Source organism: Streptomyces sp. NPDC055815, assembly GCF_053616475.1.
Genome location: NZ_JBSHDU010000010.1, coordinates 114,087 through 129,727 on the forward strand (window position 1 = coordinate 114,087; position 15,641 = coordinate 129,727).

At 73.4% G+C, this 15,641-nt stretch carries 13 protein-coding genes; 11 read left to right on the top strand and 2 right to left on the bottom strand.

Annotated features, from left to right (window positions below; translation table 11 throughout):
• Positions 1-2 precede the first annotated feature (2 nt).
• The 8 genes from ACWGN5_RS10070 to ACWGN5_RS10105 all read left to right on the top strand — a co-directional run bounded on the left by ACWGN5_RS10070 (position 3) and on the right by ACWGN5_RS10105 (position 9,013).
• Positions 3-497, top strand: a complete 495-nt coding sequence (locus ACWGN5_RS10070; RefSeq protein ID WP_453513107.1) for a DoxX family protein — start codon at positions 3-5, stop codon at positions 495-497.
• Positions 498-613: 116 nt separating this feature from the next.
• The gene (locus tag ACWGN5_RS10075) at positions 614-1,195 is read left to right on the top strand and encodes a Dps family protein (protein WP_453513109.1); all 582 of its coding nucleotides are present in this window, start codon (positions 614-616) and stop codon (positions 1,193-1,195) included.
• Positions 1,195-2,646, top strand: a complete 1,452-nt coding sequence (locus ACWGN5_RS10080; protein WP_453513111.1) for a dihydrolipoyl dehydrogenase family protein — start codon at positions 1,195-1,197, stop codon at positions 2,644-2,646. Before ACWGN5_RS10075 ends, ACWGN5_RS10080 begins: the two co-directional genes overlap by 1 nt.
• A 54-nt stretch (positions 2,647-2,700) precedes the next feature.
• On the top strand, positions 2,701-3,654 hold the full coding sequence (locus tag ACWGN5_RS10085) for an alpha/beta hydrolase (RefSeq protein WP_453513113.1): 954 nt from the start codon (positions 2,701-2,703) through the stop codon (positions 3,652-3,654).
• Complete coding sequence (locus ACWGN5_RS10090) at positions 3,651-5,534, top strand: amidohydrolase (protein ID WP_453513116.1); 1,884 nt, start codon at positions 3,651-3,653, stop codon at positions 5,532-5,534. The genes ACWGN5_RS10085 and ACWGN5_RS10090 overlap by 4 nt, the downstream gene beginning before the upstream one ends.
• Positions 5,535-5,549: 15 nt before the next feature.
• Positions 5,550-6,266 (top strand): GPR1/FUN34/YaaH family transporter, encoded by a 717-nt coding sequence (locus ACWGN5_RS10095; RefSeq protein ID WP_453513118.1) that lies wholly within the window; start codon positions 5,550-5,552, stop codon positions 6,264-6,266.
• Between the two features lie 44 nt (positions 6,267-6,310).
• A complete protein-coding gene (locus tag ACWGN5_RS10100; RefSeq protein ID WP_453513120.1) occupies positions 6,311-6,625 on the top strand; it encodes a GNAT family N-acetyltransferase in 315 nt (104 codons plus the stop codon).
• Positions 6,626-6,757: 132 nt separating this feature from the next.
• Positions 6,758-9,013, top strand: a complete 2,256-nt coding sequence (locus ACWGN5_RS10105; protein ID WP_453513122.1) for an ATP-binding protein — start codon at positions 6,758-6,760, stop codon at positions 9,011-9,013.
• A 12-nt stretch (positions 9,014-9,025) separates the two neighbouring features.
• On the opposite strand, the gene ACWGN5_RS10110 is transcribed toward ACWGN5_RS10105, so the two are convergent.
• Together ACWGN5_RS10110 and ACWGN5_RS10115 are read right to left on the bottom strand one after the other, a co-directional pair.
• On the bottom strand, positions 9,026-10,030 hold the full coding sequence (locus ACWGN5_RS10110) for an alpha/beta hydrolase (protein ID WP_453513124.1): 1,005 nt from the start codon (positions 10,028-10,030) through the stop codon (positions 9,026-9,028).
• 150 nt (positions 10,031-10,180) lie between these two features.
• On the bottom strand, positions 10,181-11,179 hold the full coding sequence (locus ACWGN5_RS10115; protein WP_453513125.1) for an AraC-like ligand-binding domain-containing protein: 999 nt from the start codon (positions 11,177-11,179) through the stop codon (positions 10,181-10,183).
• A gap of 285 nt (positions 11,180-11,464) precedes the next feature.
• Here ACWGN5_RS10115 and ACWGN5_RS10120 point away from each other — a divergent pair, with 285 nt between their 5' ends.
• The 3 genes from ACWGN5_RS10120 (at position 11,465) to ACWGN5_RS10130 (ending at position 15,575) form a co-directional block, all read left to right on the top strand.
• Positions 11,465-12,301 (top strand): alpha/beta fold hydrolase, encoded by an 837-nt coding sequence (locus ACWGN5_RS10120; protein ID WP_453513127.1) that lies wholly within the window; start codon positions 11,465-11,467, stop codon positions 12,299-12,301.
• 195 nt (positions 12,302-12,496) lie between these two features.
• Complete coding sequence (locus ACWGN5_RS10125) at positions 12,497-13,324, top strand: glycoside hydrolase domain-containing protein (RefSeq protein ID WP_453513130.1); 828 nt, start codon at positions 12,497-12,499, stop codon at positions 13,322-13,324.
• 562 nt (positions 13,325-13,886) lie between these two features.
• Positions 13,887-15,575, top strand: a complete 1,689-nt coding sequence (locus ACWGN5_RS10130; RefSeq protein ID WP_453513161.1) for a protein kinase domain-containing protein — start codon at positions 13,887-13,889, stop codon at positions 15,573-15,575.
• The last annotated feature ends 66 nt before the right edge of the window (positions 15,576-15,641 follow it).

Sequence of the window (15,641 nt, forward strand, 5' to 3'; positions counted from 1 at the left end):
CCTTGGACACCGGCATTCTGATCCTGCGTCTGCTGGTGGGCCTGCTCGTCGCCGGCCACGGGGTGCAGAAGATCAGCTCCCACCTGGGCGGCAGGGGACTGGAGGGCGGCACGGAGGAGTTCCGCGCCGACGGCTTCCGGGGCGGAGCCCTCACCGCCCTGGCGGCGGGCGGCGGCCAGATCGGATCCGGTCTGCTGCTCGCCACGGGCCTCCTGACCCCGCTCGCCGCGACCGGGGCCATCGGGGTCATGACCGTCGCCCTCACCGTGAAGTGGCACAACGGCCTCTGGGTGCAGAACGACGGCTACGAGTACCCGCTCGTCCTCATCGGCACCTCCGCCGCCCTCGCCGCCACCGGACCCGGCGCCTGGTCCCTCGACGCGGCCCTCGGCCTCACCCCGTACCCCTGGTGGTGGGCGGCCCTCGCGCTCGTCGCCGGTCTCGGCAGCGGGCTCCTCACCCGGCTCGTCCTGCACCGGCCCGCCCCCGCGGCTTAGGGCCTGCACCCCCGGCGCGCACTGACCGCTCGCCACACAGCCGGGTCCGGTCGTCCCCGCACGCCCCGCCCGTGCCGGCGGCCGGACCCCCCCTCTTCCCCGACCTGGAGTCGTCGATGGACACCACCACCGCACCCCCGCTCGGCGGCGGTCAGCCGCTGCTGCACCAGAAGGGCGCCGAGACCCAGGCGTTCGGCACGCTCAAGCAGCTGCCGATCGGCCTCGGCCACGACACCCGCATGTACGCGTGCCAGCGGCTCAACCGCGTACTCGCCGACACGCAGATCCTGTACTCCCTCTACAAGAAGCACCACTGGCTCATGCGCGGGGCGACCTTCTACTCGCTCCACCTCATGCTCGACAAGCACGCCGAGGCCCAACTGGCCATCGTGGACGCGCTGGCCGAGCGGATCCAGAGCCTCGGCGGCGTCGCCGTCGGAGACCCGCGCCACGTCGCGGAGCTCACCGCGATCCCGCGGCCCCCGGACGGCGTGGAGCCGGTTCCCGTCATGCTGTCGCGGCTCCTCGACGCGCACGAGCGGATCCTGATCGACGCCCGGGACGCCGCCGCCCGGATCTCGGGCGAGGGCGACGAGGGCAGCACCGACCTGCTCGTCTCCGAGGTCATCCGCACCGGCGAGGCACAGGTGTGGTTCCTGGCCGAGCACCTCGTCGACACCCCGCTGGTACGCGGCTGATGGAGGACGCGTACGGGGACGCGTACGAGGACACGTACGACGTGGTCGTGGTCGGCGGCGGACCCGGCGGTGAGGTCGTCGCCGACCGGCTCGTGCGGTCCGGTCTCACCGCCGTCGTCGTCGAGGCCGACGAGGTCGGCGGCGAGTGCTCCTACCGGGCGTGCGTGCCCAGCAAGGCCCTGCTGCGGCCCGCCGCAGCCCTGGAGGCCGCCCGGTCGGTCGACGGGGCACGGCAGGCGGTGACCGCGCCGCCCGACCCGGAGCGTGTGCTGGCCCGCCGCGACCGGTTCACCGGCCGCGGCGACGACACCGGTCAGGCCGACTGGCTGAACGGCGCCGGCATCACCCTCGTACGCGGACACGGGCGGCTCGCCGGAGAGCGGCGGGTGGAGGTGACCGGGGGCGACGGCAGCGTCCGCGGCCTGCGGGCCCGGCTCGCCGTCGTCCTCGCTCCCGGCACGGCACCAGCGCTGCCGCCCGTCGAAGGGCTCGACCGGATCGGTGTGTGGACCAACCGGCAGGCCACCACCGCCGACGCGGTGCCCGGGCGGCTCGTCGTCATCGGCGGGGGAGTGGTGGCCTGCGAGATGGCCACCGCGTGGCGCTCGCTCGGCTCCTCCGTCACCCTGCTCGTCCGCGACCAGGCCCTGCTGACCGGCTGGGAGCCGTGCGCCGGCGAAGAGGTCACCCGGGGGCTCACCGGCCTGGGCGTCACGATCCGCTTCGGGGTCTCCGCCACCCGGGTCGCCCGCGACGCGAGCACCCGCACCGTGACCGTGGAGACCGACGACGGCGCCACCCTCGTCTGCGACGAGCTGCTGGCCGCGGTCGGCCGCCGCCCGCGCACCGCAGACCTGGGCCTGGAGGCCGTCGGACTGCCGGCCGGTGACTGGCTGCCCGTCGACGACACCTGCCGTGTCACCGCCCTCGACGGCGACTGGCTGTACGCCGTCGGCGACGTGAACCGCCGCGCGCCGCTGACCCACATGGCCAAGTACCAGGCCCGCGCCTGCGCGGCGGCGATCGCCGAGCGCGCCGCGGGCCGCCCCGCCGACACCGGCCGCCGCCAGGCCTGGAGCGCGGAGGCCGACCGCAGCGCCGTCCCGCAGGCCGTCTTCACCCACCCCGAGATCGCGAGCGTCGGTCTCACCGAACGCGCGGCACGCGAAGCCGGAATCGCCGTACGCGCGGTGGAGTACCGCATCGACGACGTCGCCGGAGCCGCGCTGCACGCGGACGGCTACCGCGGCCACGCCAAGCTCGTCGTCGACGAGGACCGGGGAGTCGTCGTCGGCTGCACCCTCACCGGTCCGATGGCGACCGAACTGATCCACACCGCCACCGTCGCCATCGTCGGGGAAGTCCCGCTCGAACGCCTCTGGCACGCCGTCCCCGCCTTCCCGACGGTCAGCGAGGTCTGGCTGCGCCTCCTGGAGGCCTACGGCCTCTGAGCACCCTCGCCCACCAGCCCCGTCCCCTCACGTCCTCCGAAGGAGAACCCCCTCATGACGGACCGACCGACCCTCGAACCCGCCGCCCAGGCCTTCGCCGACGCCACCGCACAGCCGCCGTACCTCTACCAGATCCCCGTCGCGGACGGCCGCAAGGCCGTGGACGGCGTCCAGAGCGGTGAAGGCGTCCCCCTGCCCGCCGTCGACGAGGAGTGGACCACCGTCCACGGCGGTCCCACCGGCGACGTCCGCGTCCGGATCGTCCGCCCCCGCGGCGCCTCAGGACCGCTCCCGGTCATCCTCTACCTCCACGGCGCCGGCTGGGTCTTCGGCAACGCCCACACCCACGACCGGCTCGTCCGCGAACTCGCCGTCGGCACCCGGGCGGCCGTCGTCTTCCCCGAGTACGACCTCTCGCCCGAGGCCCGCTACCCCGTCGCGATCGAGCAGAACTACACCGTCGCCCAGTGGATCGCCCGCGAGGGCCGCCACAAGGACCTCGACGGCACCCGGATCGCCGTCGCGGGCGACTCCGTCGGCGGCAACATGACCGCCGCCCTCACCCTCATGGCCAAGCAGCGCGGCGACGTCCGCCTCGCCCACCAGGTCCTCTTCTACCCGGTCACCGACGCGAGCTTCGACACCGACTCGTACCACGCCTTCGCCGAGGGCTACTTCCTGCGCCGCGACGCCATGAAGTGGTTCTGGGACCAGTACACGACCGAAGAGGCCGAGCGCGCCCAGATCACCGCCTCGCCGCTGCGCGCCACCACCGAGCAGCTCACCGGCCTGCCGCCCGCCCTGGTCATCACGGCCGAGGCCGACGTCCTGCGCGACGAGGGCGAGGCGTACGCGGCGAAGCTCCGCGCCGCCGGGGTCCCCGTCACCGCCCTGCGCGTCCAGGGCGTCATCCACGACTTCGTCATGCTGAACGCGCTCCGCGAGACGCAGGGCGCGGAACTCGCCCTCGGCGTCGCCACCGACGTGCTGCGCAAGGCCCTCGCATGACCGGGCCGTCGACGAGCATGCCCGTCGCGGGCCTCGTCCCCGCCCAGCGCGGCGAACCCGCGCAGGCCGACCTCCTCGTCCGCAACGCCAAGGTGTTCACCGGCGACCCCGCCCGCCCCGAGGCCCGTGCCGTCGCGATCCGGGACGGCCGGATCGCGGCCCTCGGCGACGACCACGACCTCGCCCACCTCGTCGGGCCGGGCACGAAGGTCGTCGACGCCCTCGGCCGCCGCGTGATCCCCGGACTCAACGACTCGCACCTGCACGTCATCCGGGGCGGCCTCAACTACGTCCTGGAGCTCCGCTGGGACGGGGTGCGCAGTCTGCGCCACGCCCTCGCGATGCTGCGCGAGCAGGCCGGCCGCACCCCGAAGGGGCAGTGGATCCGGGTCGTCGGCGGCTGGACCGCCGAGCAGTTCGCCGAGCGCCGGATGCCGACCGTCGCCGAGCTGAACGCCGCCGCCCCCGACACCCCCGTCTTCGTCCTGCACCTGTACCAGTCGGCCCTGATGAACCGGGCCGCCGTCAGGGCCGCCGGGTTCACCCGGGAGACCCCCGACCCGCGCGGCGGCCAGATCGTACGGGGCAGGGACGGCGAACCCAACGGCGTTCTCCTCGCCGCTCCGGGCGCGCTCCTGCTGTACTCGACCCTGGCCAAGGCACCGGCCCTCGACGAGGCCGACAAGCGGACGTCGACCCTGCACTTCCTGCGCGAGCTGAACCGCTTCGGGCTGACCTCGGCCGTCGACGCGGCCGGCGGCTTCCAGAACTTCCCCGACAACTACGCCACGGTCGCCGACCTCGCCAGGTCGGGCGAGCTGTCCCTGCGGATCGCCTACCACCTCTTCCCGCAGACCGCCGGGCAGGAGCTCGCCGACCTCACACGCTGGACCGAGATGGTGAAGCCCGGCGACGGGGACGAGTGGCTCCGGCTGAACGGCGCGGGCGAGAACCTGACCTGGGCCGCCGCCGACTTCGAGAACTTCTCCGAACCCCGCCCCGAACTGGGCGCGTACGAGCCCGAGTTCGAGCAGGCCGTCCGGCTCCTGCTGGAGAACGGCTGGGGCTTCCGGCTGCACGCTACCTACGACGAGACGATCCGCCGCGACCTGGCCGTCTTCGAGAAGCTCGCGGCCGAAGGACTGTTCCCCGGCGGCAACCGCTGGCTCTTCGACCACGCCGAGACCGTCTCGGCCGACAGCCTGGACCGGATCGCGGCCCTCGGCGGCGCCCTGTCCGTCCAGAACCGCATGTCCTTCCAGGGCACCGCGTTCCGCGACCGGTACGGTGCCGAGGCCGCCGCCCACGCCCCGCCGGTCCGCGCCATGCTCGACCGGGGCCTGACGGTCGCCGCCGGAACCGACGCCACCCGCGTCTCCTCGTACAACCCCTGGGTCGCCCTCCACTGGCTGGTGACCGGCAGGACCGTCGGCGGCACGGCGCTCTCCCCGGCCGGCACCCCGATCGACCGGGAGACCGCCCTCGACCTCTACACCCGCGGGGGAGCCCGGCTCACCGGCGAGCAGGACGTCAAGGGAAGCCTGCGGGAAGGCTGGTACGGCGACCTCGCGATCCTCTCCGACGACTTCCTGACCGTGCCCGAGGACCTCATCCCCGACATCGAGTCCGTCCTCACCGTCGTCGGCGGCCGCATCGTCCACGCGAGCGCGGAGTACGAGGGTCTCGGCGAGGCCGTCCCGCCCGTCAGCCCCGCATGGAGCCCCGTGGCCCACTTCGGCGGCTACCAGAGCGGTGCCCGCCAGGCGGCGCTCGTGGCCGAGGCCGTCGCCGAGTCCGAACAGCACCGCCGGTGGCGCGTCGCCCGCGGCTCCACCCCCGACACGCCTCCGCCGTTCATCGACCCCTGCTTCGAGCACTGAGCGAAAGACCCCACGATGAGTACGGAATCCGCTTCCGAGGAAGGACCGGAGGCCGCCCCCGGCCGCCGCTTCGAGCCCGACCTCCGGTCCATGACCCGGATCAACCTGCGCCCCATCGCCTCGCCCATGCCGCTCGGCTTCTTCACAGTGGCGATCGCCTCCGTGATGACGGGCTGCCTCCAGCTCGGGCTCTTCGGGGCCGAGGCCCGCGGCGCGGTCGCCCTGTGCGTCCTGCCCGCCTTCGCCCTGCAGTTCCTGGTGAGCGTCCTGGCCTTCGGCGCCCGCGACGTGATCGCGGCGACGCTCATGGCCGTCTTCGCCGGCAGCTGGCTGGCCTACGCGCTCGTCATGTTCAGCGGCGCGGACGACGGCCTGCGCGTCCTCGGCGTCTTCAACCTGGCGCTGCTCTGCTTCGGCGCACTGATGACCGCCGTGACCCGCCCCAAGCGGGCGCTGTGGCTCGTCCTCGCGGTCTCCCTGCCCCGCTGGGCGACCACCGGCCTGTCGGGTCTCACCGGCGCCGAATGGCTCACCCGCACCTCCGGGGCCCTGGGACTCCTGGTGGCGCTCGTCGCGATGTACGCGGCGTTCGCCCTGATGCTGGAGGACATGCGCAGCGAGGAGGTCCTGCCCATCGGCCGCAGCGGCCCCGCCCACGCCGCCGTGGAGGGCGACCTCGCGGTCCAGCTCCGCAACCTCGAACGCCAGGCGGGCGTGCGCCGCACGCTCTGATCCACCCCTCACCCCCCGTACACCCCGACCGCACAGGAGCACCCATGGAACCGCAGGTGGTGGACCGCCCGGAGAAGTCCCGCTACGAGGTCCTCGCCGGTGACGACGGCACCGAGCCCGCGGGCTTCGCCGAGTACTTCCTCTCCGAGGACGAGATCGCCTTCATCCACACCGAGACCGATCCCCGGTTCGCCGGCCGGGGCCTGGGCGGGCTGCTCGCCCGGGGCGCCCTCGACGACGCCCGCGCACGCGGGCTGCACGTCCTGCCGTACTGCCCCTTCATCCGGGGGTGGATCCGCAAGCACCCCGAGTACGCCGACCTCGTCCCGGAGCCGCGTCGCGCGCGCTTCGGCCTCTGACCCCCTGACCGCGCAGCGTGCCGGGTCCACCCTCCGGGGTGGGCCCGGCTCCTGGGTTCACGCCGCTGGCCTGCGGTTTCGCCCGAACTGACACACCGTATCCTTTCCTCGGGGCGGGAGGAACGAGGAGTTGTGTACGGGGACAGGTCGTTCGGTGCAGTTCTGCGGGATCTGCGGCAGCAACGCCGGCTGACGATGGAGGAACTGGCCGAGGCCTCGGGCGTGAGCGTCCGGGCCATCGGCGACATGGAGCGGGGACGCAGTCGCGTACCGCAGCGGCGCACGGTGGTGGCGCTCGCGGAGGGCCTCGGGCTCGCGGACGCGGAGCGGGAGGCGCTGCTCGCCTCGGCACGGACGGCGCGTCCGACGCGCGCGGTCGCGACGGCGGGGACGGTGGTGCCGCCGCGCACGGTGGGCGACTTCACGGGGCGCGCACCGGAGCTGGCACTGCTGCGGAAGGCGGCGGAACGCGCCCGTACCGGCGAGGAGATGCCGGTATGGGTCGTCTCGGGTCCTCCCGGGTGCGGGAAGACGACGCTCGCGCTGAAGGCGGCGGCGGATCTGGCGGAAGACTTCCCCGACGGGTGCTTCGTGGTGGACCTGCACGGTGTGGACGGGCCCGTGGACACGGGCGAGGCGCTCCTGAAGCTGCTGAAGGCCCTCGGCGTGTCGGACCGCAGGCTGGCGCAGGAGGATCCCCAGGGCCGCGCGGGGCTGCTGCGAGCGCTGTTGGGTGACCGCCGGTGCCTGGTCGTGTTGGACAACGCCCGCGACGAGGGGCAGGTTCGCGAGCTGCTGCCCGCCTCCGGGCGGAGTCTGGTGCTGATCACCAGCCGGCGGCCCCTGACCGGCCTTGAGGACGTCGGCCGCCTGATGCTGTGTGCGATGGCGCAGGACGAGGCGGTCGACCTGCTGCGCCGGATCCTGGGCGAGGAGCGGGCGGACGCGGAACCCGAGGCCGTGGCGCGGGTCGCCGAGCTGTGCGGGCGGCTGCCGCTGGCCCTGCGGGTGGCGGGCAACTGGCTGACGGTCCGTTCCGGATGGAGCGTCGACCACCTGGTCCGGCGCCTGGCCGACGAAGAACGCCGCCTCGGCGCGCTCGCCGCCGGCGACGTACGGGTGGAGGCGGCCTTCGAGCTGTCCTACCGTCAACTGACAGGCCAGGCCGCGCGGATGCTTCGGCTGCTGAGTCTGGTGCCGGGGCCGGACATGACCGCCGCCTACGGCGCCGCCCTGACCGCGACGGACGTCTTCGAGGCCGAGGACGTGATGGAGGAACTCGTCGAGGCCGGGCTGCTGCAGGCCACCTTCACCGGCCGCTACCAACTGCACGACCTCCTACGGCTGTTCGCCCGCGCCCGACTGTCCCGCCAGGAGGAACCCGGTGAGCGGGAAGCGGCCGAGGACCGCCTCCGCGTCTGGCTCCTGGACACCGCCGTGGTCGCCGGCCGCTGGTACAAGCCCAAGTACGGGGCGCCGCCGCCCTCCTGGCAGGGCCTGGTCCCGCTGGAGAGCGCGGAGGAGGCCCGTTCCTGGCTCCAGAGCGAAGCCCCGTCCTGGCTCGCGGCGCTGCGCAGCGCCGCCCATCGGGGCGAGCACGCCCAGGTCGTGGAGACCGCCCACGCGATGGAATGGTTCGTCAACCTGTGGGTCCACTGGGGGCACTGGCCGGAGGTGTTCCGCTTGGCCGGCGTTTCCGCCGCCGCGCTCGACGACCCGTACATGCGGGCCTTCCACCTCAACATGCACTCCTGGTCCCTCTCCTGCGAATCCCGGTACAGGGAGGCCGTCGAACAGGCCCAAGAAGGGCTGCGCTTCGCACGACGTGCCCAGAACGCCTCCCAGCAGGCCTCGGCACTGACGCTGGCGGCATGGGCCCGGTCGGAGCTCGGCGAGGTCCAGGAGGCAGCCGACACGTCGCTCGCCGCGATCGCACTCTACGAAGAGACCGACGACCACGAGGGCTGGCTGGGCGCCATGTTCACCCACGGCACCTCCCTGCGCCTGCTGGGTCGTGCCGAGGAGGCCCTGATCCAGCACCAGCGCGTCATCGCCTTCCTGGATGCGCCCGACTGCCCGGTGAGTGGGCACATCGCCGACATATACCGTGCCAACACGACCCGCGCGCTCGGTCGCGGCTACGCCGACACGAAGCGATGGCGCGAGGCGGCCGACCACTATCGCCGTGCTCTGGCCCTGTCCGGCCACATAGGCATTCCCCACATCGAGGGCAGCACGCTCGTGCACCTGGGAGAGGCCCTGATCGAACTGGGAGAGGCCGAGGAAGCCCGCTCCTGTCTCCGTCAGACCGTCGCCTTCGGCGACGCGGTCGACAGCAAGGACCTCAAGACCGCGCAGAAGCTCCTGGACACGCTCCCCGCCGAGTGACGGCGGCCGACCTCAGCCGCGGTGCCGGTGCAGGGCGACGTGCACGGTGTCGAGGGCCTGGACGAGCGCGGCGCGGGCGGCCTCCGTGTCGCGGAGCGGGTCGAGCACCATGAAGCCGTGGATCGTCCCGTGGTAGCGCATGGAGACCACCGGCACCCCGGCCGCCCGGAGCTTCGTCGCGTACGCCTCGCCCTCGTCGCGCACCACGTCGGCCTCGCTGGTCACCACCAGCGCCGGCGGCAGCCCGGTGAGCTGCTCCAGGGACGCCCGCAGCGGTGACGCGGTGGCCTGGCTCCGCTGCCGTACGTCGGGCAGGTACTGGTCCCAGAACCAGCGCATGGTCGCGCGGCCGAGGAAGTAGCCGTCGGCGAACTCCTCGTACGAGGGGGTGTCGCAGCCGGCGTCGGTGACCGGGCACAGCAGCACCTGCTGCAGCAGCCGCACCCCTCCCCGTTCCTTGGCGAGCAGGGTCAGGGCCGCCACCAGGTTGCCGCCCGCCGAGTCGCCCACGGCGGCCATCCGGCTGCCGTCCAGGCCGATCTCGCCGCCCCGCTCGCAGATCCAGCGCGCGACCGCGTAGCACTGCTCGACGGCGACCGGATACCGCGCCTCGGGGGCGCGCTCGTACTCGACGAAGACGACGGCCGCGTCCGCGCCGAGGGCGAAGGCGCGCACCAGGCGTTCATGGGTGGCGGCGTCGCCCAGGGTCCAGCCGAGGCCGTGCAGGAACAGCACGACGGGGAGCTCGCCGACGCTGTCGGCGGGCCTCACCACCTGCACCCGTACGTGCCCGGTCGGCCCGCCCGGCAGCGCGAACCACTCCGAGGAGGTGGCTGCCTCGTCGAGACGGTCGAGCGGGTCGGGGACGTCGTGCATCTGGAGACGTGCCAGGTCAAGACGGGCCTGCTCCGGGTCCGTGCCGGGCGCCGACGGCGGGCAGGCGTGCCGGGCCACGAAGGCGCGGGTGGGGTGGTCGAGGACCGGCTGCCGAGCGGACGAAGGGGCGAAGTCGGTCACACACGGTCTCCTGCCGGGAGGGCCTGAAGCGAAGGGGCGGTTCGGTGCGCACCGGGCGCTGGTCGAGCGGCGGAACGCGGTGCGGCGGCCGCCGGGCCGGGGACCGCCGCCGCGGGCGCGGGTCGGCCGGCGCGGCTCCGAGCGGGGACCTTACCCGCTGTACGGCGGAAGGTCAGCCCCTTCCCGCTCGGTACCGTGGGCCGTGCGCAGGTCGCGCCATTCGCGCGGGGAGACGCCGTAGGCGGCGCGGAAGGACCGGCTGAAGTGAGCGGGGTTCACGAAACCCCACCGCTGGGCCACCGCGGACACGGTCGGGGCGGTCCTGCCGCGTCGGGCCAGTTCGCGGCCGCACTCCTCCAGGCGCCGCTGCCGGATGAGCTGGCCGACCGTGGTCCCCTCGCCCTCGAACAGCCGGTGCAGGTACCGGACGGAGATCCGGTGCGCCCGGGCGATGCGCTCCGGTGACAGGTCCGGGTCGCCCAGGTTCCGGTTGATGAAGTCGCGGACGCGCGGCATCAGATGGTTCCGGCCGTCCGCGTCCGTACCGGCCGGGTGGGCCCGCTCCGCCACCAGCGTGGCGAACAGGTCGACGACATTGCCGGCCAGCCGGTCCGCGAGGGCCGGCGGGTAGCCGTCGGCCGAGGAGGAGGCCAGGGTCGCCAGGAACGGCCGCAGCATCGCGCCGAAGCCCTTCCCGGTGCCGATGGCATGGCCCGTGACCTGACGGATGTCGCTCTCCGGCACGCCCAGCGCGTGGCGCGGGAGCTGGAAGACGTGCGTGGCGAACCGCCGGGGATAGTCGCAGGAGTACGGCCGGTTCGTGTCGTACACCACCAGGTCGCCCTCACCCAGCTCGGCCTGCCGGCCGTCCTGGACGAAGGTGGCCGTGCCGGATATCTGGACACCGACCGCCACCAGCGCCTCGGACGACCTGGCGATGAGCGCCGGCGTGCGGCTGACCCGCTTCGCGTCGGCCTCCATCGTGGAGACCTGGAGGTATCCGACGCGGCGGGTGGTGATCCGGCCGTCGAACGGCCCGTCGCCGCGAGGGGCGATCGTCATCGGCACCAACGTCCGGCTCACCGCGTCGTTCCAGTACGCGACCTTGTCACGGTCCGGCACGGAGGCGGTCGTCAACACCAAGCTCACAATGTCTCCGCTCAGGGGAAGTGACTCCGGGGGACGCCGGGACGGAGGCCCGGCTTCCGGCCCGCACCGCACAGCCAAGCAGCGGCCCGTTCCCACCTCCAGGCAGAACCACAGGCAGGAATCGCGCGCGGGCGGAACGCTGCACTCAGGGGCAAGGCGCGGTGCGTGGCGCGACAACACGCGGCCGTTCCCCGGCCGTAGCGTGAGGGCGTTCCGTACCTCCCAGAGGCGCGGGACGGCGACTTCGCACCGATTCGCAGCTTTCGCATCGAGGAGACACACCCCATGCCGTACATCACCGTGGGCCAGGAGAACACCACCTCCATCGACCTCTACTACGAGGACCACGGCGCCGGACAGCCCGTCGTCCTCATCCACGGCTTCCCGCTCGACGGCCACTCCTGGGAGCGGCAGAGCGCCGCCCTGCTCGACGCCGGCTACCGCGTCATCACGTACGACCGCCGCGGCTTCGGACAGTCCTCCCAGCCGACGACCGGCTACGACTACGACACCTTCGCGGCCGACCTGAACACCGTGATGGAGACCCTCGACCTGAACGACGCCGTCCTCGTCGGCTTCTCCATGGGCACCGGAGAGGTCGCCCGCTACGTGGCCACGTACGGCTCCGCCCGCGTCGCCAAGGTCGCCTTCCTGGCCTCGCTCGAGCCCTGCCTGCTCAAGACCGACGACAACCCGGACGGTGTGGCTCCGAAGGAGTTCTTCGACGGGATCGTCGCCGCCGTGAAGGCCGACCGCTACGCCTACTACACCGCCTTCTTCAACGACTTCTACAACCTCGACGAGAACCTGGGCGGCCGGATCAGCGAGGAAGCGGTCCGCAACAGCTGGAACACCGCGGCCGGCGGCGGCTTCTTCGCCGCGTCCGCCGCGCCGTCGACCTGGTACACCGACTTCCGCGCCGACATCCCCTCCGTCGACGTGCCCGCCCTGATCCTGCACGGCACGGCCGACCGCATCCTGCCCGCCGACAACACGGCGCGCCCCTTCCACCGGGCGCTCCCCTCCGCCGAGTACGTCGAGATCGAGGGCGCCCCGCACGGCCTGCTCTGGACGCACGCCGAGGAGGTCAACACCGCCCTCCTCGCCTTCCTGGCGAAGTGACCCCCCACCCGCCGGTTCGCACCGGGTGAGCGCAGCACCACGCGGCAGCCGGGGGAACCGGCCCGGCTGCCGCGACGCGCCGGGCACCGGGCGGTGACGTTTCCGGGCCGGCGCCCCGGGCCGTCGGCCGTCGGGTGCCGTCCGTTACAGTGCGCTCTGCTCCGAACGTACGGAGCGCCACTGAAGGGGGTGGGTATGGCCGGACATCGGCTGTCCAGGAAGCGTCGATACATCGCCGCCGCGACGGGAGGCGCCGTCGCCGTGGTGGGTGCCTTCGTCGCGGCGCAGACCTCGACGGCGGCCACGCTCTGGCCCGCCCAGAAGACCTTCACCGGCCGGGCGTTCGACACCTGCACGGCCCCTTCCCTCGCCGCCATGAAGGCGTGGAACACCGGCTTCTACGGTGCCGCCGCGGTGTACGTCGGAGGGAAGAACCGCGGCTGCGCCCAGCCGAACCTCACCGCGACCTGGACGAAGTCGGTGAGCGCCATGGGCTGGAAGCTCATCCCGATCTACGTCGGCGCCCAGCCGCCCTGCCAGTCCAGCGCCAATCCCGAGAAGCTCACGGCCTCGACGGCGGCGTCCCTCGGCGTGACGGACGCCAACGACGCGGTCGCCAAGGCCTCGGCGCTCGGCATGAAGGCCGGCAGCCCGATCTTCCTCGACATGGAGCCGTACGACATCACGAACAAGGCGTGCAACGACGCCGTGCTGACGTACGTGCGCTCCTTCACCAAGACGCTGCGCGCCAAGACCTACCGCGGCGGCTACTACGGCTTCACCAGCTCCAGCGCCAAGGCCGTCGCCACCGCGACCGACCGCACCGACCTGCCGGGCAACCTCTGGTACGCGCTGTGGGACAAGCAGAACACCACCACCGCCGACTGGCCCTGGGGCGCCACCCAGTACACCCACCACAGCCGTGGCCACCAGTACCTGGTCAACAGCAGGGAGACCCGCGGCGGCTACACCCTCACGGTCGACCAGGACGCCTGGGACGGCCCCGTCGCCCTCATCGGCTGACCCGAAGGACAAGCGCCAGTCCCAGCAGCCGGTCCTGGCGCCGTCGGCCTCCGAACCCGCCTCGACCCGGAAGACCGATCCGGAGGCGAACTCGGGCCCGGCCTCGTACCCTTCGATCGCGAGCTCGCGGGCGGTCATGAAGGACACCGGCAGCAGCATGGCCTCCCCGTCCCCGTCCTTGGTGAAGGACGGCACCGGCGGCCCGGCGGCATCCGTCGGACAGTATGAGGGCGCTTCGGCGGACCGAGGAAGCGACGGACGCGCGGGCGACCCCCTCGGCCGTGGCCGCTTCCCGCGCACGAGCCCGTCGCACGCTTGCAGTGGCGGAGCCCGCCGCGTGTCCTGATCTCGGGTGAGATGTCGTGGTGACCACGGCTGTTGGACGGCGGATCCGGTGCGGAGGGCCGGGCCGTGCGCACTCGCACATGCGCGAACCCCTACCCTGGTGCCCGCCACATGGCGGGTTTCGAACAGTGCGACGAACGGGATGTGACAGGTGACGGGGGCGAACGGCGCGGATCTGGTCGGCGAGGTTCTGGGCGGTCGGTACCGCGTGACCGCGATGATCGGGCGCGGTGGAATGGGCGTGGTCGCCCGGGCGGTGGACCAGTTGCTGAACCGCGAGGTCGCCGTCAAGGTCCTGCGGGCCTACACCGACGCCTCGCCGGCCGAACTGGCCGATCTGCGCGTCCGGATGCAGCGGGAGGCGCAGGCCGCCGCCCGCATCCGGCACAGCGGCGTGGTCACGGTGCACGACGTGGTCGAGGAGCAGGGGCTGCCGGTCATCGTCATGGAGCTGGTCGAGGGGCCCTCCCTCGACGACGTCCTGGCGGAGCGCGGGTCGCTGGAACCGCGCGAGGCGGCCGCGATCGGCGCGAAGCTGATGGACGCGCTCGACGCCGCCCACCGGGCCGGGGTCCTCCACCGGGACGTCAAGCCCGGCAACGTACTCCTGGAGCCGGGCGGCCGGGTGGTGCTCACCGACTTCGGCATCGCCAGCATGGAGACCGCGGGCGACGAGGCCCTGGCCAAGCTGACCCAGAGCGGTCAGATCGTCGGCTCCCTCGACTATCTGCCGCCGGAGCGCGCACAGGGCCAGGTGCCGGGTGCCGCCTCGGACATCTGGGCCCTCGGCATGACGCTGTACGCGGCGGTGGAGGGCGCCGCGCCGTTCCGCCGTACGTCGGTGTGGTCGACCCTCGCGGCGATCGTCGGCGAACCGCTGCCGGAGCCCCGGCGCGCCGGACCGCTCACCCCGGTGCTGCGGGCGCTGATGGCCAAGGACCCGCTGCAGCGGCCCGACGCCGGGCAGGCGCGCGAGATGCTGGAGGCGGTCGCCGGTGGCGGCGCGATGGACCTGACGGCGGCGCCGGCGCCCCAGCCCGTCACCCCGCCGGGCTTCGGCCCCGCCCTGGCCGCGCCGTACCCGCCGCCGGTCCCGCAGCCCATGGCCCCCTCCATGCCGCCGCCCGGCGCGTACGCGGCCCCGCCGGTGGCGGGTGCCGGGCAGCCGGGCGTGATGCCCGCCGCGGCCGCCGGGCGGAACAGCCGCTCCGAGACCCGGGCCACGACGATACGGGCCCGGCGCCGGCGCACCCGCACCATCGCCGCGGCGGCCGCCGCGACCGTCCTCGTCTGCGGCGGAGTCGCCTACGCGCTGATGGACACGCCCGGCGACGGGGGCGACGGCTCGGACACGGCGCTGCCCACGGCGAGCGCCTCCACCGAAGGCGGCATGCCCGGCGCGGGCGGGACGACCGACGGCCCGACCTCCCCGGGGGACCTGACGTCCCTCAACCCCGGCGGGACGGCGTCCGCCGCCCCCGGCGGGACGCCGTCCGGCACGCCCTCGAAGAAGGGCGGGGACCAGCAGACGGGCTCCGCGTCGGCGTCTCCCGGCGCCGGGGGCGGCCGGCCGTCCGGCTCCCCGTCGGCCTCGCCGAAGGCGACGCCCAGCGCCACCGTGAAGGAGCCCACGCCGGTGTCGACGGCGTGCACCGGCTGGGCGCACTCCAACCGCAGCGACGGCTACGGCCACGCGTCCCAGACCACCCACCTCTACACCGGGCCGTACGCGGACTGCTCCTATGTGACCGAGGTCAAGTCCGGGACGAAGGTCTACTACCACTGCTACGTCACCAACGCCTACGCCAACAAGTGGATCTACGCCCGCATCGCGGGCACGGAGACCGAGGGCTGGGTGTTCGGCGACAAGTCCACGGTGGACAGCGGCACGCTCAACCGCTGCTGACCCCGGCCCGGCGGTTGTACACGAGGTAGGGGATCGTCCGCTCTCACCGACGGTTACCGGCCAGTC